The following is a 22,884-nucleotide window of genomic DNA, read 5'->3' on the forward strand; positions in this document are numbered from 1 at the left end:
ACATGCCAGCCTGTATTCTATGCTCAAACCAGGCTGACGCCATCGACACAGACAGGCAAGTTTCAGACAGTTTCCATAATACATTGCAAAGGGTGCTGACTGGCGCGGGCACAGCGCACGACCTGGGACACCTTGGTCGAGGCAATGTCGCGACTGAAGACACCACAGGTACCCCGCCCTTCATGATGCACGCGCAGCATGATATGCGTCGCTTCTTCGTCGGTCTTGGCAAAAAACTTCTGCAAAATCATGATGACGAAGTCCATCGGCGTATAGTCGTCATTGAGCAGGACAACCTGATACATGGGGGGTGGTCCCACCTGTGCCTGATGGCTTTCCACCACAGGGCTCAATTGCAAATCAGCAGCCATATTTATATATATGAATAATCACATCCACATTATTTTATGATATTCGTGGTTTCCATACTTGACGTTTACCCTTAAATCGTCAGATGATTCAGTATTCCTGATTTTCTTGATCCAGGAGTTGGTACATCAGGAATAAAGACCGGCGCAACATCCCCCCGTTGCAAAGATCTTTAGTATCAATTCGCTTTCAGAGGCAGTTCCCATGTTAGACACCACCCCCACGCTCGGAGACTCTTCCCCCAAGTCCCTGGGCATCGTCAAATGGTTTAATGATGCCAAGGGTTTCGGCTTTATTACACCCGAAGATGGCGGAGAGGACTTGTTCGCACATTTTTCGTCGATCCAGATGAATGGCTTCAAGACCCTCAAGGAAGGTCAACGCGTTGCATTCGAGATTATCCAGGGGCCGAAAGGCAAGCAAGCCCTGAATATCACCTCGGCCTGAATCGCGTGCACCTCAATTCAGATCCAATGATCTGCGGAAGACTTTTGCGCATGGCACATCTACGATGTGCTGTACGCAGAGTCTTCTTTCTCATTCTACTGGCCGGCTTTGGACTCCCCTACAGCCACGCCGCGCCAGCGGGCAATCCAGCACTGTCCATTATAAGGATGAATGCGGGCATTCATCTGATCCATGCCGAGGTCGCCGACAACGATGCCACCCGACAACGCGGGCTGATGTTCAGGCAAGCGCTGGCACCGAATCACGGCATGCTGTTTGTCTACTCGACACCCGACACGTTGTGTTTCTGGATGCGCAACACTCCCCTGCCCTTGAGCATCGCCTTCATCCGCGACGACGGCACGATTGCCAATATCGCCGACATGGCCCCCTACACCGAGACCCCCCATTGCTCCGCCGAGCCCGTTCGCTACGCACTTGAAATGGAACAGGGCTGGTTCGCAGCCCGCCACCTGTCTGTTAACGCACAACTGAGCGGGCTGCCGCGATAAAGCCCCCCAAAGAAGGCAATAGACGCAATCTAAGGCTTGGTCTCGTGCTCGACAGCAGCAATGCTGATGGTGGCCGTATCGGCGGCAAACTCGATACGGATAATATCACCAGCCGCCAACCCCTCACCGCAATCCAGGACATGGCCTTCGCCATCCCGCACAATGGCATAGCCACGTTGCAATGCCAGCCGGGGATCGAGCGCCCCAAAACGGGCACGCTGCGCTTCCAGCCGTCCGGCCCAGACCGACATCCCGCCTCGCCAGGCACGCTGCAGGCGATGGCAGGCCATGCGCAGACGCTGGCGCTGCAATGCCAGTTGCTGTGCCGGTGAAAGCAAGGACGCCACAGCCCGATCAAGCCGTTGTGCCGCCCTCTCATGCTGACGCCGCTGCGCCTGGGCAATGCGCACCGCGGCACTGCCGACCCGATCCAGCCAATATTGGCGAGGCTCGCAGCACAGCTCGGCAGCTGCCGTCGGCGTGGGGGCACGAAGATCGGCAACAAAATCGGCAATCGTGAAATCCGTTTCATGCCCTACCCCGCTCACCACGGGAATATCGCAGGCTGCGATGGCGCGCGCCAATCCTTCATCATTGAACGACCAGAGATCTTCGATGCTGCCACCGCCACGCACCAACAGCAAAACATCGGCCTCTGCATGACGCTGCGCCTGACCCAGCGCCTGCACCAGGCGTGCGGCAGCATCAGCCCCCTGGACAGGCGCAGGATAGATATAAACGGGAATATGGGGCACACGCCGCCGCAAAGCGGTCAGCACATCCTGCAGCGCAGCCGCCTGAAGCGAGGTCACGATTCCGATGGCGCGCGGCCAGACCGGCATCTCGCGCTTGCGCGCAGCGTCCAGCAAGCCCTCTGCTTCGAGACGCCCCTTCAGCAGCAGAAATGCTTCGTAGAGATCACCCAGGCCTGCCCGGCGCATGCCTTCGGCCTGCAGCTGATAGTCGCCTCGCGGCTCGTAAAGTGTGACGCGCGCACGAATCTCGACACGATCGCCGGCCTTGGGAGTAAAGCCTACAGCAGATGCTCGGCCGCGGAACATCACCACACGCACGGAAGCACGCTCATCCTTGAGCGTAAAGTACCAATGCCCCGATGCTGCGCAGGTGAAATTGGATATTTCCCCGGCCACCTGGACCGCCGGCATGGCATCGAACTGCCCGGCGACCAGACGGTTCAGTTGAGAAACACTCAGGATGGCGGACGTCAAAACAACCCCTTGATTTCAAAGCAAACCCACATCGACAGACTTGGCTATCCACAGAAAAGCGCGAACGCAGGCGCATGATACAACGCATTCGAAAACCATCAAAACATCAGCCCGAACCTGAACAAAACACCATAACCAATTGAATTTAAAAAGAATTACTTAAAAACAAGATTTTGCTCATTTTTTCAGCACGCTAGCCTCACACGCCGCCCCCATGCAATTTCACGAAGTTTCACACAGACTTATCCACAATTTTTGTGGATAGTTTTCCGTCGGTCGGACTTGCCTGTTGGCCGGCGCACCATTACAGTCACGATTATTCCTCGCCCACATTACCGGAGCGCCCGTTGTTCTCACTGATCGTCGCCGCCGGCTGGCCGGTATGGCCCTTGCTTGCCACCTCCATTCTCACGCTTGCGCTGATCATCGAGCGCAGCCTGTCGCTGCGACGTACACGCATTCTGCCTGCCGGCCTAGCCGAACAGGCCGCCGACATGCTGCAGCGTCGCCAGACGCATCCGGAAGCACTTTCCCGCCTGCACGACACCTCCCCCCTGGGCGTGGTGCTGGCAGCCGTGCTGGAGCATCGCACCGATACCCCGGAGCGGCAGCGCCAGTATGTTGAAGATGCCGGCCACGCGGTTGCCTTTCAGCTTTCACGCTACCTGCCCGCCCTGGCAACGATTGCCGTCGCCGCACCGTTGATGGGCCTGTTCGGCACCGTCATCGGCATGATCGAGATCTTCGGTGCCTGGACCCCGACCGGCAGCGATCCGACCCAGATGGCGCGCGGCATCTCGGTTGCGCTCTACAATACGGCTTTCGGTATTCTCATTGCCATTCCGGCGCTGGTCGCTCACCGCTTTTTCCGCTCACGCACGGATATTTATCTCGACGAGATGGAACGCCAGGCCGCCCGACTGAGCACACTGACCCGCGCCAACACCATCCAATGAATTTTCGCCGTACTTCCTCCAGGGATGAGACGCCTGAAATCAATGTCATTCCATTGATCGACGTTCTGCTCGTCATGCTGATTTTCCTGGCCACGAGCACCACCTTCGCGCGCTTCAGCCAACTCGACGTTGCACTGCCCTCGGCCCAGGCCAGCGCCGACAGCACCCGTAACGCCCTGGTCTTCGCCATCAGCAGCGATGGTCTGTATGCCCTGGATGGCGAACTGCTCTCTGCAAGTGGCCCTGCCGAACTGGTTGCGGCGTTGCAAGCACGTGCAAACGGCCACAGCGATGCCATGTTGATTATCCATGCCGATGCCCAGGCACCGCACCAATCCGTGGTGACCGTCATGGAAGCAGCCCGCCAGGCTGGCCTCAGTCGCATTGCCTTTGCCACCCAGCAACAATGAAGCTGCACGCCTTTGTACATCGGCACTGGCTGCGTCGCGACTGGCTGGCCTGCCTGCTTTACCCCCTTTCACTGCTCACCGCACTGGCAGTCGCCGGCAAACGGCAGGCCTATCGGCATGGCTGGCGCTTCAGCTGGCGCGCACCAGTGCCAGTGATCATCGTGGGCAATCTATATGTGGGCGGCACCGGCAAAACACCGGTCGTAATCGCGCTGGTCCAGGCACTGCAGGCTCAGGGCTATCATCCAGGGGTCATCAGCCGCGGCTATGGCGTGGAACCTGGGGCACTGCCCAGGACTGGCCGAGGCGCGCTTGCCCCTGCAGATTTCGGCGATGAGCCCGCTCTCATCAGCCAGAAAACCCATGCGCCGGTCTCGGTACATCCGCTGCGGGTACTGGCAGCACGCACCTTGCTGCAGGCTTTTCCCGATACGGACATCATCGTCTCGGACGATGGGCTGCAACACCTGGCCCTGCAACGCGACCTGGAGATTGTCGTGCAGGATGAACGCGGCTCGGGCAATGGCTGGCTCCTGCCGGCCGGCCCCTTGCGCGAACCGGCCAGCAGGCTGGCGCAGGTTGATGTCGTGATCGACAACCTGCCACCCGGCCAGCAGCCGGCCCATTCCCGTCATGCGGGCAGCGCCCCGCATCGCATCGTCATGCACCTGCAACCTGGCGACTTCATTCATGTCCAGGGTGCCGCACGCCGTACGCTGGCAGATCTGGCCACCCAGTCCGCCAGCGCCCGGGTGGCAGCAGTCGCAGGCATCGGCCAGCCATCCCGATTTTTCGACACGCTCAGCCGTCACGACATCCGGCTGGCACAGACTGTCGCCCTGCCCGATCATTATCCCTACAGCGAATCCCCTTTCCTGGATATCGACGCGGATCTCATTCTTATCACGGCCAAGGATGCGGTCAAATGCCGCCACATCGAGGATCCACGCCTATGGTATCTGGATGTCGACGCTCGGTTCTCGGATCCTGCGTTTCCTCAAGACCTCCTCCAAAAAATTGTCATACACTAATGCAACCGTCGCCGCGCCTGTTGCGCCGACTGCATTTTCAAGGCAATTCAAATTATGGAAGCTCGTCTGCTCGATATCCTGGTCTGTCCTGTCTGCAAAGGCAGGCTCGAGTATGACCGCCAGAAGCAGGAACTGGTTTCGCGGGCGGCCCGACTGGCCTACCCGATCCGGGACGGCATCCCTGTCCTGCTCGAAAGCGAGGCCCGCCCGCTGGCGGCCGATGAATGAACTTTCACATCATCATCCCGGCCCGGGCCGCCTCCAGCAGGCTGCCTGACAAACCGCTGGCCGACATTGCCGGCCTGCCCATGATCGTGCGCGTGATTCGCCAGGCCGAAAAGGCCGGCGCGCTCGGCGTATGGGTCGCGACCGACGATGCGCGAATTTTCGATACGGTGCAGCGCCACGGTGGCCAGGCCCTGATGACGCGCAACGACCATCCCAGCGGCACCGACCGGCTGGCACAGGCCTGCGACCTGCTGGCTCTGGACGACCAGCAGATCATCGTCAATGTGCAAGGCGACGAACCCCAGATCGAACCCGAACTGGTGCGCCAGGCAGCCCAACTGCTCGCCGACAGCCCCGATGCCGTCATGTCGACCTGCGCCAGTCCGATCCGCCGCGCCGAGGATCTGTTCGACCCCAATATCGTCAAGGTGGTCTGCGACAACAGCGGCCATGCACTGTATTTCTCGCGTGCGCCGATGCCCTGGGCACGCGATGCCCTGGCCTCTCATCAGACCGGAATGACATTGCCTGGATCGCTGGCAGGCTGGCAGCACATCGGCCTGTATGCCTATCGGGCCGGCTTTCTGCGCCGCTACCCCATGCTCGCACGCGGCCATCTCGAACAGATCGAATCCCTCGAACAACTGCGCGTACTCGAACACGGTTTCCGCATCGCTGTCCACCAGACGGCGCAGCCGGCCCTGCCCGGCATCGACACCCCGGCAGATCTGGAACGGATCCGGGGTCATTTCGCCAAGCCGACCTAGGGTAAACGCGCAGTCAGGATCGCCGCATCATTTGCTGCATTGCGGCATAATGCAGCAGACCAAAATTCATACTTTGTCTCAATCCAATCAGGAGTCATCATGCGTCTTATTCTGCTTGGCCCCCCCGGTGCCGGTAAAGGCACCCAGGCCGCCTTCATCACCCAGCACTATGGCATTCCCCAGATTTCCACGGGCGACATGCTGCGCGCTGCCGTCAAGGCCGGCACGCCCCTGGGCATCGAAGCCAAGAAGATCATGGATGCAGGTGGCCTGGTGTCCGACGACATCATCATCGGCCTGGTCAAGGATCGCCTGCAACAGCCGGACTGTGCCCAGGGCTACCTGTTCGACGGTTTCCCCCGCACCATCCCGCAGGCCGATGCGCTCAAGGATGCCAACGTCGGTCTGGATTACGTTGTCGAAATTCAGGTGCCGGGCGAAGACATCATCGACCGCATCAGCGGTCGCCGCGTCCACCAGCCCAGCGGCCGCAGCTACCACATCCGTTTCAACCCGCCCAAGTCCGAAGGGCTGGACGACGAAACCGGCGAGCCGCTGATCCAGCGCGACGACGACAAGGAAGAGACGGTGCGCAACCGCCTGAATGTCTATGAAAACCAGACCCGTCCGCTGGTAGACTACTATTCAACCTGGGCCGCAGCCGAACCGGCACGCGCCCCTCGCTACCGTACCGTCCAGGGTGTCGGCAGCGTGGATGAAATCCGCGAGCGCATTTTTGCAGCCCTCAAGGACTGAATCCAGTCATCTCGGCTCCGCCTGCCAGCAGGCATACGGAGCCGTCCCGTTCCCCCGACAGGAGTGCACCCATGCAGATCGCTGACAAGGTTTTCGTCGTGACCGGCGGTGCATCTGGCTTGGGTGCCGGTGCCGTGCGCATGCTGTCCGAGCACGGTGCCCACGTCGTGCTGGCCGACCTGCAGGACGAGGCCGGACGCGCACTGGCACAGGAGCAGGGACAACATTACGTACATTGCGATGTGACACGCGAAGACGATGCACAGGCTGCCATTGCCGCCGCGCTCGAACTGGGTCCGCTTGCCGGCCTGATCAATTGTGCCGGCATCGCACCCGCAGCCCGCACCGTTGGCCGCAACGGCCCGCACACGCTGGACATGTTCCAGAAAGTGATCGCCGTCAATCTGATCGGCACCTTCAACATGATCCGGCTGGCTGCAGCTGCCATGGCACTCAACACCCCGGAAACCACCGGGGAGCGCGGTGTACTGATCAATACCGCTTCCGTGGCGGCCTACGATGGCCAGATCGGCCAGGCTGCCTATGCCGCCTCCAAGGCCGGCATCGTGGGGCTGACCCTGCCGGTTGCCCGTGACCTGGCCCGTGACGGCATCCGTTGCATGACCATCGCCCCCGGCATTTTTGCCACCCCCATGATGGCAGGCATGCCACCGGAGGTCCAGGACAGTCTGGCCGCCTCCATTCCTTTTCCGCCCCGCCTGGGCCGTCCCGAAGACTATGCCCGGCTGGTGCATCAGATCATTGTCAATGACATGCTGAATGGCGAAACCATCCGTCTCGATGGTGCCATCAGGATGCCCCCAAACTAACACCAGCCAGATAACTCGATGGGTCTGTTTCGTTCCGCTGCCACCGTCAGCAGCCTGACCATGGTTTCGCGCATCACGGGCCTGGTCCGCGATATTCTGATAGCCCGTGCTTTCGGTGCGGGCCCGCTCACGGATGCATTCTGGATCGCATTCCGCATCCCCAACCTGCTGCGCCGCCTGTTTGCGGAAGGTGCCTTTGCACAGGCATTCGTGCCGATTCTGGGAGCTGCGCGCACCCAGCACAGCGATGAGGCAGTTCGCACGCTGCTGGATCGCGTCGCCCTGATCCTGACGCTGGCACTGATGACCGTCACCCTGCTCGGCATCCTGGCCGCACCCTGGGTCGTATCTGCCATGGCGAGCGGTCTGCGTGCCTCGGGCAACACAGACGGTTTCGAGGCGGCTGTATGGATGACTCGGGCCATGTTCCCCTACATCCTCTGCATGTCTCTGGTGGCCTTTGCCTCGGGGGTACTCAATACCTGGAAGAAATTTGCCGTACCGGCCTTCACGCCAGTACTGCTCAATCTGTCCATGATCGCCGCCAGCCTGCTGCTGTCGGCACACATAAATCCACCCGTCTATGCGCTGGCCATCGGCGTCATGGTCGGTGGTGTGCTTCAGTTGGCTGTCCAGTGGGCGGCCCTGGCCCGGCTGGGTCTGACACCACGCCTGCTGCGCACTACGCCTCGCGCCGCATGGCAGGACCCCACGGTGCGCCATATCCTGCGCCAGATGCTGCCCGCGATACTGGGTGTCTCGGTCGCCCAGATTTCATTGCTGATCAATACCAATATCGCCAGCTGGCTGACGCCAGGCAGCGTGACCTGGCTCTCCTTTGCCGATCGGCTCATGGAGTTTCCCAGTGCCCTGCTCGGCGTTGCCTTGGGCACCGTGCTGCTGCCTGCCCTGTCACGGGCGCATGCCTCCGGCAACACCAGGGACTACAGCAACCTGCTGGACTGGGGCCTGCGGCTGGTTCTGCTGCTGGGGCTGCCGGCAATGCTTGGACTGGCCTTGCTGTCGGAAGGCCTGGTTGCCACGCTGTTCCACTATGGAGCCTTCAGCGCTGCCGATGTGCTCCAGACACGTTACGCCGTCATGGCCTATGGCGCGGGACTGGCCGGTCTGCTGTCCATCAAGATCCTGGCCCCCGGTTTCTATGCCCGCCAGAATATCCGCACCCCAGTCAAGATCGCCATCATCTGCCTGATCGCCACCCAGTTGCTCAATATCGTACTGGTGCCCCGCCTCGCCCATGCCGGCCTGGCACTGGCCATCGGACTGGGAGCCTGTCTCAACGCTACCCTGCTGCTGATCGGGCTGCGCCGTCATGGCAGCTACCAGCCCGCCGCAGGCTGGTTCGGCTTCATGTTGCGCCTGCTGCCGGCCCTGCTGGCCATGGGCGCGGTACTCCATTTCCTGAACGCACATATCGACTGGGTCGGCCTGCAACCCCAGCCCTGGCTGCGCGCAGGACTGCTGTGCTGTGTCATCGGTGCCGCCGCAGCCGTCTATTTCGGCGTGCTGGCCCTGTTCGGACTGCGCCCACGCGATCTCACCCGTGCGAGATTCCAACAGTGACAGTTGCGCACCGGGCACAGACTGATATAATCTATAGCTTTGCTAATTACAATATGCGTTGCGCCGCTGGCTCAGCGTGTTTTTCTAAAGTTCTCAAAGTACACACACATGGCAAACACCGCACAAGCACGTAAACGCGCCCGTCAATCCGTTGCACGCAACAAGCACAACTCCAGCCTGCGTTCGATGCTGCGCACCTCCATCAAGCGCGTGCGCCAAGCCATCGAGACCGGCGACCAGGCACAGGCTGCCGCCGTGTACCAAAAGGCCAGCAGCGTGATCGATCGCGTGGCCGACAAGAACATCATCCACAAGAACAAGGCCGCTCGCCACAAGAGCCGCCTGGCAGCCGCGATCAAGGCACTGGCCTGATCCCTGCCCGTCTCTGACGGATGCTGCACGAAGCCCCTCTCCATCAGAGGGGCTTTTGCTATTTGCCTGATCGTGCCACACTTGGGTTTTCAACCCGGACCGCATCATCATGGCACCCGCATCAAAACCCCGCATCGTCCAGATCGGGCCGCTCAGCGGCTCACCCGTCGCCCAACCGCTGATCGACGCCCATTTCGAGCCCTTCCGACTCTGGGAAGAAGCTGATCCCATTGCAGCCCTCCGGCGCGAAGCCGGCAGCATCACGGCCATCGTCACGACAGCCAATTACGGCTGCACACGCCAGATCATCGAAGCCATGCCGGCACTCAAGGCTATCTGCAGCTGGGGCGTCGGCTATGACTCCATCGATATCGCCGCTGCACGCGAGCATGGCGTACTGGTCAGCAACACGCCCGACGTACTGACCGATTGCGTGGCCGACACGGCCTGGGGGCTGATGATCGCCGCATCGCGCCGTATTGCCCAAGGTGACCGCTTCGTGCGCGAGGGACACTGGGGTCAGGTGCATGGCAGCTTTCCCCTGGGCAATCGCGTCAGCGGCAAGAAACTCGGCATCCTGGGGCTGGGTCGCATCGGCGAAGCCATTGCCAGGCGAGGCCAGGGTTTCGACATGGAAATCCGCTACCACAACCGCCATGCCCGCAACGACGTGCCCTGGGCATACGCCGACAGCCTGACTGCATTGGCAGCCTGGGCCGACTTCCTGGTGATTGCCACCGTCGGCGGTGCCGGCACACATCACCTGGTCAATGCATCGGTACTTGAGGCGCTCGGCCCGGACGGCATCCTGGTCAATATCTCGCGCGGCAGCGTCATCGACGAAACGGCCCTGATCCAGGCCCTGCAACAGGGAAAATTGCGATCCGCCGGCCTTGACGTGTTCGAACATGAGCCCCAGGTACCTGCCGCGCTGCGATCGCTCGACAACGTGGTGCTGCTGCCGCACATTGCCAGCGCCACTCACGAAACCCGTGCCGCCATGGCCGAACTGGTCCTGCACAATCTCCAGGCATTCTTCGAGACCGGCAAGGTGCTGACCCCCGTCTGAGTCCTGTCAACCCAATGAGAAAGGAGCCCGATCGGGCTCCTTTCTCATTCCAGCTCGCCTTCGATGGTCAGGCCATTGTCGCGAGCAAATTCGATCACGAATTTCCAGGCCAGCGGTTCCAGCGCGCGCAGGCGGTGGTCGACCACCACACAGTTGACGCCATTGATCACACGCGGCACGGCATAGGGAGAATAGGTCAGATGGCTGCCGGCGGATCCTGCCGGACGGAACTGGGACATGACACCGGCCAGTCGTTCAGCCCAGTCGCTGGGCCTGAAACGATGCCCCGCCAGTGTCGTACCATGAATGATCAATTGCCGCGCTTGTTCTGTCATAGCCACTCTTTTGCAGTCGGGCGACGGAAATAACGATAGCTGCGCGAAGAATGCGCAGTTCCTGTGTCGTCCGCGTAGCGAATTGTATATGATTAGAGTTTTCCTGAAAGCCCGATCAGGCTTTCTTTCAACGTCCTGCCTGGAGCATTGAGGTATGTCATCTCCCCTAGCCAATATCTACGCCCGCCTTCCCATTTCCTTCACCCACGGTGAAGGAGTCTGGCTCTGGGACGAGCACGGCCGACGATATCTCGACGGCCTGGCTGGGATCGGGGTTTCCTGCCTGGGGCATGCGCACCCGCGCCTGGTATCGGCCATCGCTGAACAGGCCGCACGCGTGATCCACACCTCCAACATCTACGAGGTGCCACAACAGACGGCACTGGCGGAACGCATTGCCATGCTGTCGGGCATGCAGGAGGTCGCGTTCTGCAACAGCGGCTCCGAAGCCAACGAGATCGCCATCAAGCTGGCCCGTCTCTACGGTCACCAGAACGGCAACGAGCACGCCCACATCATCACGCTGGACTCGGCCTGGCATGGCCGCACGCTGGCGACCCTGGCCGCTACCAGCAGCACCAAGGCCAGCAAGGGCTTCACGCCCCTGCCCACCGGCTTCATCCACGTACCGCAGAACGACCTGCAGGCCATTGTCGATGCGGCGGCAGCAGAGCCCCGCGTCAACGCCATCCTGCTTGAGGTTCTGCAGGGCGAAGGCGGTATCCGCGAAAGCCATCTCGACTACCTGCGTGCCGTGCGCAAGCTCTGCGACGAGCGCGGCTGGCTGCTGATGATCGACGAAGTCCAGTCCGGTGTCGGCCGTACCGGCAAGTGGTTTGCCCACCAGTGGGCCGAGATCCGCCCTGATGTCATGACGCTGGCCAAGGGCCTGGCCGGTGGCGTGCCCATCGGTGCAGTCGTGCTGGCAGGCAAGGCCGCAGGCGTATTCGGCCCGGGCAACCACGGCAGTACCTTCGGCGGCAACCCGCTGGTCTGTGCCGCTGGTCTGGCCGTACTATCAGCCCTGGAGGAAGAGCAACTGCTCGACAACGCCGCCCAGGTTGGTTCCTACCTCAAGGAAGCACTGGAGCAGGCACTGGCCGGTATGGACGGCGTCGTCGAGGTCCGAGGGCGTGGCCTGATGCTGGGCATCGAACTGGATCGCCCCTGCGGTATTCTGGTCGCCAAGGCAGCCGAGGCCGGCCTGCTGATCAACGTCACTCGCGACAAGGTCGTGCGCCTGCTGCCTCCGCTCATCCTGAAGCGCGAGGAAGCCGACCACATCGTTGCCACCCTGGTGCCGCTGATCAAGGACTTTCTCGCCGCCTGAAAACCGCACGCCCGATGTCTCGCCCTGGCAACAGGGTGGGCACGCTACCGAAGGATTCATTGCCATGACACCTCCCGCACCCTCGCAAGCCGCACCGCTGCGGCATTTTCTCCAGTTGCGCGATTTTTCGGCCGACGAGATCCGCTACGTGCTGGCCCGTGCCGCACTGATCAAGAACAAGTTCAAGCGCTACCAGCCCCACCATACACTGCATGACCGCACCCTGGCACTGGTATTCGAAAAGGCCAGCACCCGCACCCGCGTGTCGTTCGAGGCCGGCATGTACCAGCTCGGCGGCTCGGTCATTCACCTGACTACCAACGACTCCCAGTTGGGTCGTTCGGAACCCATCGAGGATACCGCCCGCGTCGTCTCGCGCATGGTCGATATCGTCATGATCCGTACTTTCGAGCAGACCCGGATCGAGCGCTTCGCAGCGCACTCGCGTGTGCCGGTCATCAACGGCCTGACCAACGAGTTCCATCCCTGCCAGATCCTGGCCGACATCATGACCTTCATCGAGTATCGCGGCGACATCGCCGGCAAGACGGTGGCCTGGATCGGTGATGCCAACAACATGTCGTACACCTGGCTGCAGGCGGCTGAACTCCTCGGTTTCACCCTGCATGTTTCCACCCCCGAGGGCTATCGCCTAGACCATGAGCGTATCGGTCACCCCGATCCCAAGGTGCTGCGCGAGTTCGACAACCCCGAGCAAGCCTGCCAGGGGGCACACCTGGTCACGACCGATGTCTGGACCAGCATGGGCTACGAGCAGGAAAATGACATCCGCCGCGCCGCCTTCAAGGACTGGTGCGTGGACGCCGAGATGATGGCCGGTGCCGCCGCCGATGCCATCTTCATGCATTGCCTGCCAGCCCATCGCGGCGAGGAAGTCACCGGCGATGTGATCGACGGCCCGCAGAGCGTGGTCTGGGACGAGGCCGAAAACCGCCTGCATGTCCAGAAGGCGCTGATGGAATTCCTGCTGCTCGGTCAGCAGGACTGACACGGCCCGCCGTGCCGCCCGCGCCCGGGCAGCACGGCACAAACGCGCTAAAATCACGGGTTGACGCCGGGCTTGTCACGATTCACAAGGACAGCCGCACCGACAGGTCACCCTGCCCACATTCATTTTTTCGAATTTCATCAGGCTAAGAGCATTATGAGCACCATTCTTCCGCATCTTCCCGCCGGCCAGAAGGTCGGTATCGCTTTTTCCGGCGGTCTCGACACCAGCGCCGCCATTCTCTGGATGCGCAACAACGGAGCCATCCCCTACGCCTACACGGCCAACCTGGGGCAGCCCGATGAATCCGACTACGATTCGATCCCGCAGCGTGCCAAAGCCTATGGCGCTGAAGATGCCCGCCTGATCGACTGCCGCAGCCAACTGGCAGCCGAAGGAATTGCCGCCCTGCAATGCGGTGCTTTCCACATTTCCACAGGTGGCATCACCTATTTCAACACCACGCCGCTGGGTCGCGCCGTGACCGGCACCATGCTGGTCGCCGCCATGCAGCAGGACGATGTGCACATCTGGGGCGACGGCAGCACCTTCAAGGGCAACGACATCGAGCGTTTTTACCGCTACGGCCTGCTCACCAACCCCCAGTTGCGCATCTACAAGCCCTGGCTGGATCAGGCCTTCATCGACGAACTCGGTGGCCGTTCGGAAATGTCGGCATACATGCAGCAGCATGGCTTCGACTACAAGATGTCGGCAGAAAAGGCCTATTCGACCGATTCCAACATGCTGGGGGCCACCCATGAAGCCAAGGATCTCGAATACCTGAATGCCGGTGTGAAAATCGTCCAGCCGATCATGGGCGTGGCCTTCTGGCGTGACGATGTCGAGGTCAAGCCCGAAACCGTGACCATCCGCTTCGAGGAAGGCCAACCGGTCGCGCTCAATGGCCAGAGCTTCGCCAACGCGGTCGAGCTGTTCCTGGAAGCCAACCGCATCGGTGGCCGCCACGGCCTGGGCATGAGCGACCAGATCGAAAACCGCATCATCGAGGCCAAGAGCCGCGGCATCTACGAAGCCCCGGGCATGGCGCTGCTGCACATTGCCTACGAACGCCTGGTGACCGGCATCCACAACGAAGACACCATCGAGCAATACCGCATCAACGGTCTGCGCCTGGGTCGTCTGCTGTATCAGGGCCGCTGGTTCGACCCCCAGGCCATCATGCTGCGCGAAACCGCACAGCGCTGGGTGGCCCGCGCCATCACCGGCGAAGTCACGCTCGAATTGCGTCGCGGCAACGACTACTCGATCCTCAACACCGAGTCGCCCAACCTGACCTACATGCCAGAACGCCTGACCATGGAAAAGGGCGAGTCCAGCTTCTCGCCGCTGGATCGTATCGGCCAGCTCACCATGCGCAATCTCGACATCACCGACACCCGCGCCAAGCTGTTCACTTATGTCGAAACGGGTCTGCTGTCGGCCAGCGGCAATGCCCCGCTGCCGCAACTCAAGCACGACGACAAGTAAAGGCATATGGTGGCCCGCAAGACGCTGCTGCTGGCAGGTGCCGGTGATCTGGCACAGCGGGCTACCGGCCATTTCCTGGCGCGTTTTCCCGATGCCAGGATCATCGGCGTACGCCGCCAGCCGCCCCCCACAGCCAGCCATATCGAATGGCTGGCAGGCGACCTGACCGACCCGGCCTGTATTGCCGCATTACCTCGCGGCATCACCCATATTATCTACGCTGCCACACCGGATGCCCGTCATGCCGATGCCTACCGGCGCATCTTCATCACGGCCCCTGACATACTGCTGGCAGGGCTCGATACCACAGCGCTCGAACGCCTGCTCTTCGTATCCTCCACCGCGGTCTATGCAGATGACTGCATGGATGCCACTGCAGCGCCCGCCTGGACCGACGAACAGACACCGACAACGCCCGACAGTTTCAATGGACAGATCCTGCTGGAAGCCGAACAACGCTTCCAGCAGCACCTCCCTGCCCGTACCGTCACACTGCGCTGTGCCGGCCTGTATGGCCCCGGACGCACGTACTTGCTGCGCCGACTGCTGGCAGGCCATGCACACATCCCTCCCATGGCTCAGCCACGCTGGATCAACCGGATTCATATCGACGATGCCGCGCGCGCCTGCGTACATCTCCTGGCGCTGCCCGAAGCAGCGTCCTGCTATATCGGCAGTGATGGACACCCGCAATCCATGCGGACCTTCTATGAGGCACTGGCGACCATGCTCGGCGCACCTGCACCTGCCGAAGAGGCTCTACCACATACCTGTGGCAAGCGCCTGTCAAATGCCCGGTTGCTTGCCAGCGGATTCGAATTGCACTGGCCCGATCCCCTGGCAGCCTATGCCTCGCTGATCAAGGCTGCCCAGCACACGCCACAATGACAGCAGCGGTCCGTCCACGCTGTGTACGCTGCCAGCGGCCTGCCTCACACTGCCTCTGTCGGCATATCCATTCTGTATCGCACCAGACGGCCATCCTGATCCTGCAGCATCCCGACGAGCAGCGTCATCCACTGAATACCGCTCGCCTGGCAGCACTGAGCCTGAAGCAGGCCGAGATATGGACTGGCCACAGCTTCGAAGACCTGCCACAGAGACTGGCACAGGCACGCGCCCCCTGCCTGCTGTTCCCAGGTCCGCAAGCCATGACGCTGCCGACCTCCGGGGTTGATCCCACCCCCTCATTCGCCTGGCCGGACCTGCTGATCGTGCCGGACGGCACCTGGCGTCAGGCTGGCCGTCTGGTCCGTTCTCACGCATTGCTGGCAAGCCTGCCACGCCTGGTACTGCCGGAAGGCATGCCATCGCGCTACCGACTGCGACGTGCAGTTCAACCGGGTGCGGTCAGCACGCTGGAAGCCATCGTGCGAACGCTCGAGATTTTCGAACCCGATGTGAACTTTCAGCCAGTACTGCATCTTTTCGATGCCATGATCGAGCAACAGATCGAGTCCATGGGCGAAGCCACCTATGCGCGCCATCTCGCCCTGCAGGCTGCGGCCATGGGTGCCTCACACTGAGGCGATCGCATTCAGTCCTGGCAAAGACGCAGGCCCGAGTCATACCTGCAATTACCTGCATGCGTTTTGCAGTGACCGTGCCACGCCAAAATGGCTGGCTGTATGCCTCAAACGGCGCTGGATACAGCGCCGCGTGTCAGCCGGGCACCGATGCGTGGCCCGGGAAAGACGATTACCACCCGCAGCCCACGCCCGCCGCTGCCGCTCTCCAGGCGGCACCAACCACCATGCGCCTGAGCGATCTCACGCACGATGGCGAGACCGAGCCCTGCTCCGCCGGATGTGTTGGCAGGCGCACGATAGAATGCCTCGAAAGCCCTTTTCTGGTCCTGCTCGCCCATGCCAGGCCCATCATCCTCAATGATCAGTGAAGGCGGGGCATGCCCTACCCCCAGGCGGATCAGGCCTGGCCGGGCACCATAGCGCAGTGCGTTGTCCAGGACATTGCCGATCAGTTCGGCCAGCAATACCGCATCGCCATCGATCCAGACTGGCGCGGCTGGCGCATCCAGCTCCAGCGCAACCGATTGCGCATAAGCACGCGGCACCCATTCCATACCCACATTGCGGACCTCTTCTGCCAAATCCAGTCGGACGAAGGCATCCTGCGGACGCGTCCCGGGATCGGCCCGTGCCAGCACCAGCAATTGCTGTCCCAGCCGGATCATCCGATCGGTTGATTGCTTGATTCGCATCACGCGGGCCTGAATATCGTCGCTCAGAGGCTGTTCAAGCAGCAGCTCGGACTCCAGCTTCAAACCTGTCAGGGGCGTGCGCAACTGATGGGCAGCATGGCCGACGAAGCGGCGCTGCGCTTGCACGGAGGCTTCCAGGCGTCCCAGCAGGTCGTTGGTATGCACGACCAGCGGACCGATCTCACGGGGCACCTGATCCACATCAAGCGCCTGAAGATCTTCGATGGAGCGACTGCGCAACTCATCGGACAGTCGATAGACGCCACGCAACCCGGAGCGGATGCCAGAGATCACCAGCAAGAAGAACAGCAGCATCAGCGCGACCTGGCCTGCCACCATGACCCAGAATATCTCGTCTAGTTGCCAGGTTTCGAGGTCGACCTGATGCGTAATCAACCAGGTGGCACCCAGATCGAGTGCCGTCAGCAGCAACACCGCCGGCAGCAGGCGTACGCTGAGGTGTCGCACCAGCGTGCGCCGTCCCATGCGGGCACGCCATGCCGGTTCAGCCTGCTGCGGCCCCATCATCCGCCACATTGAGCATGTAGCCGAAGCCACGTATGGTCTGGATCGATACAGGCAGCGTATCCAGACGCTTGCGCAGGCGGTAGATGTAGACCTCCACCGCATTTTCGCTGAAATCGGTATCCCAGGCAGACAGGGAATTGACGATCTGCTGCTTGGTCACCACACGCCCGCTGCGCATCATCAGCATCTCCAGCACCGAGAATTCGCGTGCCGACAGGGCAAGCCGTTCGCCTTCGGCAGTGATCTCACGATTGACGCTGTCAAGCCAGAGTGGGCCCGCCTGGACGCGTGACAGGGCCTGCTGACTCTGCCGTCGCGCAAAAACCCGGACACGGGCCGCCAGTTCGGGCAGCTCGAACGGCTTGACCAGGTAATCATCGGCACCACAATCCAGCCCTGCCACCCGCTCGTTTACACCGTCGCGTGCCGTCAGGATCAATACCGGCACCATGATGGCCTGGCTGCGCATCTGGGACAGCAGCACCAGACCATCGGTATCCGGCAGGTTGAGATCCAGCAATACCAGGTCGTAAGCTTGCAGCGTCAGGGTTTCGATCACCTGCCGCCCTTCGGTCAGCCAGTCCACGGCATAGCCCTGCCCTTTCAGGAACTCGTCCAGGGCCCGGCCCAGCACAGCATCGTCTTCAATCAGGAGCACTCTCATAAAGCGCATTCTAGCGCAGGAGTCGCCACTGTTCAGCGATTGCGGCAAGACAATAGAAAGACGTCCACGGCAGGCATGACGACACGATACAACCTCATTGAAACGGCCCCCTCCATCATGTCGATGGCAGGGGGCCGCAGATACTTCAAGCGTCGCAGGATGATTGCGGGATCAGGGTGCCGCCGCCTCGGGAGCAGGCTCCGAAGGGCGCGGCTGGGTAATGAAACCGATCCGCTTCATGCCGGCCCGCTTGGCCGAAGACATCACGTCGGCCAGGATTTCGTAACGGGTATTGAGGTCGGCACGGATTCGGATCTCGGGCTGTGGCTTTTCGCCGGTAATCGCGGCGAACCGGTTGAACAGCGCCGGCATCTCGATGGGCTCCTCGTTCCAGAATATCTGGCCGGAGGCATCGATGGCCAGGTCGAGCGTGACCGGATCCTCCTCGATCTGCTCGGCACTGGCCTGCGGCAGGTTGATCTTGATGGAGTGCGCCAGCAGCGGTGCCGTGATGATGAAGATGACCAGCAGCACCAGCATGACGTCGATCAGCGGCACCATGTTGATTTCCGACATGGTGTGGCCACCGCCTCCCTGGCCCTTGTTGTCGAAGCCGCCGAAAGCCATTATTGCTCCCCTTGCGACACCGAGGGTGCCGCTGCCAGGGCGGCTGCGCCCTTGGTTTCAGCATCACGGCGTGCCTGCTTGGATACCTTGCCGTTACCGTTGCCGGCCGTCTGCTGCTGATGGCCGGTCGTGATGAAAGTAAACAGGTCGTAGGCGAACGTATCGAGGTTGGCCAGCAGCACCCGGTTGCCACGCACGAACGTGTTGTAGGCCAGCACCGCCGGAATGGCGACCGCCAGGCCCAGGCCGGTCATGATCAGCGCCTCGCCCACGGGGCCGGCAATACGGTTGATGGTAACGCCATCGGACAGGCCGATGCCAACCAGTGCGTGGTACACGCCCCAGACCGTACCGAACAGCCCGACGAACGGCGCAGTCGAACCGACTGACGCCAGTACCGTCAGACCGTTTTCGAGCTTGGCTGTCTCTTCATCGATGACCTTGCGCATGGTGCGGGTCACGAACTCACGCTTGGATCCGGCCTCTTCCAGCTTCTTGGCACCGTATTTGACGTGATGCTCGCCAGCGTGGATGGCATGGCTGGCCAGATGCGAGAACGGATCGTTGGCACCATGGGTAACGATTTCGTTTTCGACCTGCTCCAGCGAACTGGCATTCCAGAAGGTGTTCAGGAATTCCTTGGCGCGACGCGACGTGCGCCAATTGGTGATCGCCTTGACGACAATAAGATACCAGGTCACCAGCGACATCAGGATCAGCACGATGAACAGGAACTTGCCCACCATGTCGCTCTGGCCGACGAAGTGCATGAAACCCATCGACGAGACAGCGGCCTGATCGCCCGCCTGGGTAGCAGCAGCCACGGCCAGGTCCGTCACGCCCGTCATCGACGCCGCCGCGGCGTTGGCCGCATCAGCGGCCGGCGCAGCGGCTGCATCGATCGCACTCTGGGCCAGTTGCGTGGTTCCCTCTGCCGAAGTCTGCGGAGCCGTCTGGCTTGCGGCTGCCGCCCCGGGCGCTGCGGCGGCGGTGTCGGTTGCGGCACCGCTCACGGCAGGCGCCACTTGCGACAGCACGGTGGTCAGTTGCAAAAATAGAGACATGCTCTCAGTTCCTTAAAACGAAATTGAATGGGATATCGGCCAGCGCCGGGTAGGGGATGCCGTTTTCGGTATAGGGCCGGAAACGCGCCTTGTAGGAAGCATCAAGGGCCGAACGATCAAGCCGGTCATGACCTGACGAGCGCTGCACAGTCGCCCTGTCGACATAGCCCTCGACATTGATCAGCACACGGACAATGACTTCACCCTGTTCTCGCCGCTGCAGTGAGGCGCGCGGGTAGACGGGCTCGGGCCGGCGGCCCATGTAATCCACCCGGCCGATGAGACGGGGTTCGTCGTTGGGTTCGCCCTGCGGTCCCTGCGGTGCACTGGTACCATCGGGCGTACCGCTGGGTGGCGTGGCCGAAGCCGGGGCATCCTGGGTCACCAACTCCGGCGGTACCGGATCCGGCTGTGGCTGCACCACCGGCTGGGGCCGAGGCTGCGGTCTGGGCCTGGGTTTTGGCTTGGGGATGACCGGTGCCGGCTCGGGTTCAGGCTCCGGCTCGGGAATAATTTCGGGCTCGGGCTCGGGCTCAGGTTCGGGTTCCGGCTCGACCTCTTCGGGCTCGGGCTCCGGCTCGGGAGTGACCTCGGGCTGCTCTTCCTGGACGGGGGCAGCCAGTGCGGGCGGGTTTTCGTTCTGCGGGCCCAGCACATCCTGTGGGTCGGGACCGAGCTCGACGAAACGAACCGTCACGGCTTCTGGTTCTTCCAGAATCAGATGTGTGCTCGACTGATACAGCAATGCGCCGATGACCGCTGCATGCAGTGCAAGTACGGCGAAACCGGCGCCCACCTTCAGGGGAAGGGATGAGCTCTGCTCTCTATGGGGCGGGGTAAACAGGGGCATGAATCAGCCGTGAAAAGACAACCAGCAAAGCGGGCAAGACGGAGCCTATCGCAGCTCCTGGACAATGAATTATAGTAATCCTAATACGAACGATTCGCAAGCAGAATCTTCACGCAATCTTCACATTTCTCAATTCCGGACGGACTTGTTTGTGCATGCCTCATGCAGACCCGTTTCAATCACCCTTTCCGCTTGGACAGGGGCGCAATGGATGCGTTACAGTTAGCGGCTTCAAGTACGACTCTGCGGAGAAACGCATGAAACGCCACACGATTGCCGCCACCCTGACCGGCGCCAGCGTGATCCTGTTGGCCGGCTGCGAACAGAATACGCCCCCCGAAGCCGGTATCAGCCCCGAACAGCTGCAGGCCAGCATCCTGAGTGAACTCAACGCCGACCAGGCCCAGGCTCGCGAGTTGCTGACCGAGTTGCGCAAGAACGATCCGACGATCCAGGATGTCTATTTCGGCGTAGATGCCAATGGCAACAAGGTCATCAACGTGGCTCGCCAGAACCCCGACGGCAGCATCACGACCTGGCAATCCGACGCGCTGGCCGAGAAGGTGCCCGAATATGCCGACAATGCAGGCAGCGGCGGCAGCAGCTTTGTCTCGGGCATGACCGGTGCCCTGATGGGCTATATGCTGGGCAGCATGTTCATGAACCGCATGGGCCGGACCCAGAGCTACGGTTCACCTGCCCAATATGACCAGGCCAAGCAGCAGGGCACCCGCACCTACCAGTCAGCCGTCACCGAAAAGAAGCGCATGTCCTCATTCGGCTCGGCTGCGTCACGCGCCTCCCAGCAAACCCGCGCCAGCGGTGCGTTCAATTCATCCTCCTCGCGCAGCAACAGCTACGGAGGCGGCGCATGACCGCTGCCATCACGGCACGGACATACAGTATCGACTTCGACGCGGCCGCCCTGCTCTCGCAGGAACTGCCGCTCACGCATCTGTTTTATACCGATCACGGCCAGCTCAACAGCGAGCTGGCCGATCTGTTTTCATTTCCCATCGCCCACCAGGCAGCCATGCCCTTCTATCTGCTGCCCGAACCCACTGCCGACGAGATGGCATCCACCCTCACGCTTTATTACGCCATGATGGTCGATGCCGTGCGCATCCTGCTGAGCAGCCCGAATGCGCGCATTCGGCGCTATTTCGATTGCGACATGATGCAGGCTCACGGCGACATGTTCATCGACTACGCCAGGGCCACCCTGCATAGTCCGGGCCTGGCAGCACAGACACTCTATGGCCGCTTCGATGCCGCCGTGGATCCGGCATCCGGTCGCATCACGGGGATCTACGAGTTCAACGGCAACACCCCCGTCATGCTGTTCGAATCGGTCAACCTCGAGAACATCCTGGCAACGGGACTGGGCCATCCGCAACGCCAATTCAACGAATGGTGGCATACCACCATTGCCATGTTGCAGACACGAATGACAGGCGGCAAGCGGGTCGCCGTGGTCTGCGACACCTCGTTCATCGAAGACATCACCACCTGCGAAACACTGGTACAGCTTTTCGAAGCGGCCGGCTGCGACCCTTACCTAGTAGATATCCGTGAACTGGATTACGACTACCTGATGCCGGAACAGCCCTTCATCATGAACCAGGCCGGCCTGCGCCCCGATCTGATCTTCATGCTGACGCCCTGGGAAGAAATGGTCATGACTTTTCCCGAGGCCTTTCGCAGCCACCGCAAGTGGTTCGGCCAGGTCTCGTTCATGGAACCGGCCTGGCGCTGGTTCCTCAGCCACAAGGGGATACTGGTTTTCATCAGCGACCTGTACGACAGCGACCAGGCCTTTGCCACCCGGCACGCCGGGTTGCCGCACCTGCGCGCAGCTTTCGAGGCCGAAACCATCGGCCCGACCCATGTCGCCAAGCCGGCCCTGGGCCGGCTATCATCCAATATCAGGATCATCGAACAGGGCACACTGACCGCTGCCAGCGGCGGCAGTTATCAGGACACCCCCATGATCTATCAGGCCTACTGCCCGCCAGGGCAGGTCGCCGGGCGCAACAATTTCATCCTGGGTGCCTGGATGACATCCCGCCCCAACAGCCTGCTGGGCGACGTCTCGACACTGTGCTTTCGGGAGTTCGACCAGCCGGTGCTCGACCTGCGCAATGAGCGCTTCATCCCGCACCTGCTGACGCCACTGGACTGAATCGGGCTGTCTGGCAAAATACA

27 protein-coding genes are annotated in these 22,884 nt (G+C 61.5%); 19 read left to right on the forward strand and 8 right to left on the reverse strand.

Features of this window, described 5'->3' with window-relative positions; translation table 11 throughout:
• Positions 1-62 precede the first annotated feature (62 nt).
• Entirely contained in the window at positions 63-377 is a 315-nt protein-coding gene (gene clpS, locus DD235_RS08030) for an ATP-dependent Clp protease adapter ClpS (protein ID WP_420810458.1), read from the reverse strand.
• A 196-nt stretch (positions 378-573) separates the two neighbouring features.
• Here clpS and DD235_RS08035 point away from each other — a divergent pair, with 196 nt between their 5' ends.
• Together DD235_RS08035 and DD235_RS08040 are read left to right on the forward strand one after the other, a co-directional pair.
• Positions 574-816 carry a cold-shock protein gene (locus tag DD235_RS08035; protein WP_109061568.1) on the forward strand — a complete coding sequence of 81 codons (243 nt, stop codon included), beginning with the start codon at positions 574-576 and terminating at the stop codon, positions 814-816.
• A 50-nt stretch (positions 817-866) separates the two neighbouring features.
• Positions 867-1,328, forward strand: coding sequence for a DUF192 domain-containing protein (locus tag DD235_RS08040; protein WP_162300446.1), 462 nt, complete (start codon positions 867-869; stop codon positions 1,326-1,328).
• 29 nt (positions 1,329-1,357) lie between these two features.
• Here the strand turns inward: DD235_RS08040 and xseA are convergent, their stop codons facing one another.
• Complete coding sequence (gene xseA / locus DD235_RS08045) at positions 1,358-2,557, reverse strand: exodeoxyribonuclease VII large subunit (protein WP_275667546.1); 1,200 nt, start codon at positions 2,555-2,557, stop codon at positions 1,358-1,360.
• Positions 2,558-2,904: 347 nt separating this feature from the next.
• On the opposite strand from xseA, the gene DD235_RS08050 reads away from it, so the two are divergent.
• The 10 genes from DD235_RS08050 to DD235_RS08095 all read left to right on the forward strand — a co-directional run bounded on the left by DD235_RS08050 (position 2,905) and on the right by DD235_RS08095 (position 10,560).
• Positions 2,905-3,513 carry a MotA/TolQ/ExbB proton channel family protein gene (locus DD235_RS08050; RefSeq protein WP_109061570.1) on the forward strand — a complete coding sequence of 203 codons (609 nt, stop codon included), beginning with the start codon at positions 2,905-2,907 and terminating at the stop codon, positions 3,511-3,513.
• Entirely contained in the window at positions 3,510-3,923 is a 414-nt protein-coding gene (locus DD235_RS08055; protein ID WP_109061571.1) for an ExbD/TolR family protein, read from the forward strand. The genes DD235_RS08050 and DD235_RS08055 overlap by 4 nt, the downstream gene beginning before the upstream one ends.
• Positions 3,920-4,954: a tetraacyldisaccharide 4'-kinase gene (lpxK, locus tag DD235_RS08060; RefSeq protein ID WP_109061572.1), complete on the forward strand. Its 1,035-nt coding sequence runs from the start codon at positions 3,920-3,922 to the stop codon at positions 4,952-4,954. Before DD235_RS08055 ends, lpxK begins: the two co-directional genes overlap by 4 nt.
• 54 nt (positions 4,955-5,008) lie before the next feature.
• Positions 5,009-5,182 (forward strand): Trm112 family protein, encoded by a 174-nt coding sequence (locus DD235_RS08065; RefSeq protein WP_109061573.1) that lies wholly within the window; start codon positions 5,009-5,011, stop codon positions 5,180-5,182.
• On the forward strand, positions 5,179-5,949 hold the full coding sequence (gene kdsB, locus DD235_RS08070; protein ID WP_109061574.1) for a 3-deoxy-manno-octulosonate cytidylyltransferase: 771 nt from the start codon (positions 5,179-5,181) through the stop codon (positions 5,947-5,949). The genes DD235_RS08065 and kdsB overlap by 4 nt, the downstream gene beginning before the upstream one ends.
• 99 nt (positions 5,950-6,048) lie before the next feature.
• A complete protein-coding gene (adk, locus tag DD235_RS08075; RefSeq protein ID WP_109061575.1) occupies positions 6,049-6,705 on the forward strand; it encodes an adenylate kinase in 657 nt (218 codons plus the stop codon).
• A gap of 71 nt (positions 6,706-6,776) precedes the next feature.
• Positions 6,777-7,535, forward strand: a complete 759-nt coding sequence (locus tag DD235_RS08080; protein WP_109061576.1) for an SDR family NAD(P)-dependent oxidoreductase — start codon at positions 6,777-6,779, stop codon at positions 7,533-7,535.
• 18 nt (positions 7,536-7,553) lie between these two features.
• The gene (gene murJ / locus DD235_RS08085; RefSeq protein WP_109061577.1) at positions 7,554-9,119 is read left to right on the forward strand and encodes a murein biosynthesis integral membrane protein MurJ; all 1,566 of its coding nucleotides are present in this window, start codon (positions 7,554-7,556) and stop codon (positions 9,117-9,119) included.
• A 108-nt stretch (positions 9,120-9,227) separates the two neighbouring features.
• A complete protein-coding gene (gene rpsT, locus DD235_RS08090) occupies positions 9,228-9,491 on the forward strand; it encodes a 30S ribosomal protein S20 (RefSeq protein ID WP_109061578.1) in 264 nt (87 codons plus the stop codon).
• A gap of 109 nt (positions 9,492-9,600) precedes the next feature.
• Positions 9,601-10,560 carry a 2-hydroxyacid dehydrogenase gene (locus DD235_RS08095; protein WP_109061579.1) on the forward strand — a complete coding sequence of 320 codons (960 nt, stop codon included), beginning with the start codon at positions 9,601-9,603 and terminating at the stop codon, positions 10,558-10,560.
• 44 nt (positions 10,561-10,604) lie between these two features.
• Here the strand turns inward: DD235_RS08095 and DD235_RS08100 are convergent, their stop codons facing one another.
• Positions 10,605-10,895 (reverse strand): DUF3579 domain-containing protein, encoded by a 291-nt coding sequence (locus tag DD235_RS08100; protein WP_109061580.1) that lies wholly within the window; start codon positions 10,893-10,895, stop codon positions 10,605-10,607.
• Positions 10,896-11,049: 154 nt separating this feature from the next.
• Here DD235_RS08100 and DD235_RS08105 point away from each other — a divergent pair, with 154 nt between their 5' ends.
• The 5 genes from DD235_RS08105 (at position 11,050) to DD235_RS08125 (ending at position 16,251) form a co-directional block, all read left to right on the forward strand.
• Positions 11,050-12,225, forward strand: coding sequence for an aspartate aminotransferase family protein (locus tag DD235_RS08105; RefSeq protein WP_109061581.1), 1,176 nt, complete (start codon positions 11,050-11,052; stop codon positions 12,223-12,225).
• 64 nt (positions 12,226-12,289) lie between these two features.
• Positions 12,290-13,234: an ornithine carbamoyltransferase gene (argF, locus tag DD235_RS08110; RefSeq protein ID WP_109061582.1), complete on the forward strand. Its 945-nt coding sequence runs from the start codon at positions 12,290-12,292 to the stop codon at positions 13,232-13,234.
• A 156-nt stretch (positions 13,235-13,390) separates the two neighbouring features.
• Entirely contained in the window at positions 13,391-14,725 is a 1,335-nt protein-coding gene (gene argG / locus DD235_RS08115) for an argininosuccinate synthase (protein ID WP_109061583.1), read from the forward strand.
• A 6-nt stretch (positions 14,726-14,731) separates the two neighbouring features.
• On the forward strand, positions 14,732-15,613 hold the full coding sequence (locus DD235_RS08120; protein ID WP_109061584.1) for an NAD-dependent epimerase/dehydratase family protein: 882 nt from the start codon (positions 14,732-14,734) through the stop codon (positions 15,611-15,613).
• Entirely contained in the window at positions 15,610-16,251 is a 642-nt protein-coding gene (locus DD235_RS08125) for a tRNA-uridine aminocarboxypropyltransferase (RefSeq protein ID WP_109061585.1), read from the forward strand. The genes DD235_RS08120 and DD235_RS08125 overlap by 4 nt, the downstream gene beginning before the upstream one ends.
• A gap of 107 nt (positions 16,252-16,358) precedes the next feature.
• Here the strand turns inward: DD235_RS08125 and DD235_RS08130 are convergent, their stop codons facing one another.
• The 5 genes from DD235_RS08130 to DD235_RS08150 all read right to left on the reverse strand — a co-directional run bounded on the left by DD235_RS08130 (position 16,359) and on the right by DD235_RS08150 (position 20,679).
• Positions 16,359-17,474, reverse strand: coding sequence for a sensor histidine kinase (locus DD235_RS08130; protein WP_239990092.1), 1,116 nt, complete (start codon positions 17,472-17,474; stop codon positions 16,359-16,361).
• Positions 17,452-18,138 (reverse strand): response regulator, encoded by a 687-nt coding sequence (locus DD235_RS08135; protein ID WP_109061586.1) that lies wholly within the window; start codon positions 18,136-18,138, stop codon positions 17,452-17,454. The genes DD235_RS08130 and DD235_RS08135 overlap by 23 nt, the downstream gene beginning before the upstream one ends.
• Before the next feature lie 171 nt (positions 18,139-18,309).
• On the reverse strand, positions 18,310-18,765 hold the full coding sequence (locus DD235_RS08140) for an ExbD/TolR family protein (protein ID WP_109061587.1): 456 nt from the start codon (positions 18,763-18,765) through the stop codon (positions 18,310-18,312).
• Complete coding sequence (locus DD235_RS08145) at positions 18,765-19,829, reverse strand: MotA/TolQ/ExbB proton channel family protein (protein ID WP_109061588.1); 1,065 nt, start codon at positions 19,827-19,829, stop codon at positions 18,765-18,767. The genes DD235_RS08140 and DD235_RS08145 overlap by 1 nt, the downstream gene beginning before the upstream one ends.
• A 4-nt stretch (positions 19,830-19,833) precedes the next feature.
• Positions 19,834-20,679 carry an energy transducer TonB gene (locus tag DD235_RS08150; RefSeq protein ID WP_109061589.1) on the reverse strand — a complete coding sequence of 282 codons (846 nt, stop codon included), beginning with the start codon at positions 20,677-20,679 and terminating at the stop codon, positions 19,834-19,836.
• 257 nt (positions 20,680-20,936) lie between these two features.
• On the opposite strand from DD235_RS08150, the gene DD235_RS08155 reads away from it, so the two are divergent.
• A complete protein-coding gene (locus DD235_RS08155; RefSeq protein ID WP_109061590.1) occupies positions 20,937-21,554 on the forward strand; it encodes a hypothetical protein in 618 nt (205 codons plus the stop codon).
• Positions 21,551-22,861 carry a glutathionylspermidine synthase family protein gene (locus tag DD235_RS08160; RefSeq protein ID WP_109061591.1) on the forward strand — a complete coding sequence of 437 codons (1,311 nt, stop codon included), beginning with the start codon at positions 21,551-21,553 and terminating at the stop codon, positions 22,859-22,861. Before DD235_RS08155 ends, DD235_RS08160 begins: the two co-directional genes overlap by 4 nt.
• Positions 22,862-22,884 lie beyond the last annotated feature (23 nt).

Origin of the sequence: Corticimicrobacter populi, from assembly GCF_003123725.1 — a bacterium.
Classification (GTDB): Bacteria; Pseudomonadota; Gammaproteobacteria; order Burkholderiales; family Burkholderiaceae_B; genus Corticimicrobacter; species Corticimicrobacter populi.

What these genes read in the sequence shown, in the direction of transcription:
- DD235_RS08035 (WP_109061568.1), top strand. Translation starts at nt 574, where the DNA reads ATGTTAGACACCACCCCCACGCTCGGAGACTCTTCCCCCAAGTCCCTG.
- DD235_RS08040 (WP_162300446.1), top strand. Translation starts at nt 867, where the DNA reads ATGGCACATCTACGATGTGCTGTACGCAGAGTCTTCTTTCTCATTCTA.
- DD235_RS08055 (WP_109061571.1), top strand. Translation starts at nt 3,510, where the DNA reads ATGAATTTTCGCCGTACTTCCTCCAGGGATGAGACGCCTGAAATCAAT.
- lpxK (WP_109061572.1), top strand. Translation starts at nt 3,920, where the DNA reads ATGAAGCTGCACGCCTTTGTACATCGGCACTGGCTGCGTCGCGACTGG.
- DD235_RS08065 (WP_109061573.1), top strand. Translation starts at nt 5,009, where the DNA reads ATGGAAGCTCGTCTGCTCGATATCCTGGTCTGTCCTGTCTGCAAAGGC.
- kdsB (WP_109061574.1), top strand. Translation starts at nt 5,179, where the DNA reads ATGAACTTTCACATCATCATCCCGGCCCGGGCCGCCTCCAGCAGGCTG.
- adk (WP_109061575.1), top strand. Translation starts at nt 6,049, where the DNA reads ATGCGTCTTATTCTGCTTGGCCCCCCCGGTGCCGGTAAAGGCACCCAG.
- DD235_RS08080 (WP_109061576.1), top strand. Translation starts at nt 6,777, where the DNA reads ATGCAGATCGCTGACAAGGTTTTCGTCGTGACCGGCGGTGCATCTGGC.
- murJ (WP_109061577.1), top strand. Translation starts at nt 7,554, where the DNA reads ATGGGTCTGTTTCGTTCCGCTGCCACCGTCAGCAGCCTGACCATGGTT.
- rpsT (WP_109061578.1), top strand. Translation starts at nt 9,228, where the DNA reads ATGGCAAACACCGCACAAGCACGTAAACGCGCCCGTCAATCCGTTGCA.
- DD235_RS08095 (WP_109061579.1), top strand. Translation starts at nt 9,601, where the DNA reads ATGGCACCCGCATCAAAACCCCGCATCGTCCAGATCGGGCCGCTCAGC.
- DD235_RS08100 (WP_109061580.1), bottom strand. Translation starts at nt 10,895, where the DNA reads ATGACAGAACAAGCGCGGCAATTGATCATTCATGGTACGACACTGGCG.
- DD235_RS08105 (WP_109061581.1), top strand. Translation starts at nt 11,050, where the DNA reads ATGTCATCTCCCCTAGCCAATATCTACGCCCGCCTTCCCATTTCCTTC.
- argF (WP_109061582.1), top strand. Translation starts at nt 12,290, where the DNA reads ATGACACCTCCCGCACCCTCGCAAGCCGCACCGCTGCGGCATTTTCTC.
- argG (WP_109061583.1), top strand. Translation starts at nt 13,391, where the DNA reads ATGAGCACCATTCTTCCGCATCTTCCCGCCGGCCAGAAGGTCGGTATC.
- DD235_RS08120 (WP_109061584.1), top strand. Translation starts at nt 14,732, where the DNA reads ATGGTGGCCCGCAAGACGCTGCTGCTGGCAGGTGCCGGTGATCTGGCA.
- DD235_RS08125 (WP_109061585.1), top strand. Translation starts at nt 15,610, where the DNA reads ATGACAGCAGCGGTCCGTCCACGCTGTGTACGCTGCCAGCGGCCTGCC.
- DD235_RS08130 (WP_239990092.1), bottom strand. Translation starts at nt 17,474, where the DNA reads ATGATGGGGCCGCAGCAGGCTGAACCGGCATGGCGTGCCCGCATGGGA.
- DD235_RS08135 (WP_109061586.1), bottom strand. Translation starts at nt 18,138, where the DNA reads ATGAGAGTGCTCCTGATTGAAGACGATGCTGTGCTGGGCCGGGCCCTG.
- DD235_RS08140 (WP_109061587.1), bottom strand. Translation starts at nt 18,765, where the DNA reads ATGGCTTTCGGCGGCTTCGACAACAAGGGCCAGGGAGGCGGTGGCCAC.
- DD235_RS08145 (WP_109061588.1), bottom strand. Translation starts at nt 19,829, where the DNA reads ATGTCTCTATTTTTGCAACTGACCACCGTGCTGTCGCAAGTGGCGCCT.
- DD235_RS08150 (WP_109061589.1), bottom strand. Translation starts at nt 20,679, where the DNA reads ATGCCCCTGTTTACCCCGCCCCATAGAGAGCAGAGCTCATCCCTTCCC.
- DD235_RS08155 (WP_109061590.1), top strand. Translation starts at nt 20,937, where the DNA reads ATGAAACGCCACACGATTGCCGCCACCCTGACCGGCGCCAGCGTGATC.
- DD235_RS08160 (WP_109061591.1), top strand. Translation starts at nt 21,551, where the DNA reads ATGACCGCTGCCATCACGGCACGGACATACAGTATCGACTTCGACGCG.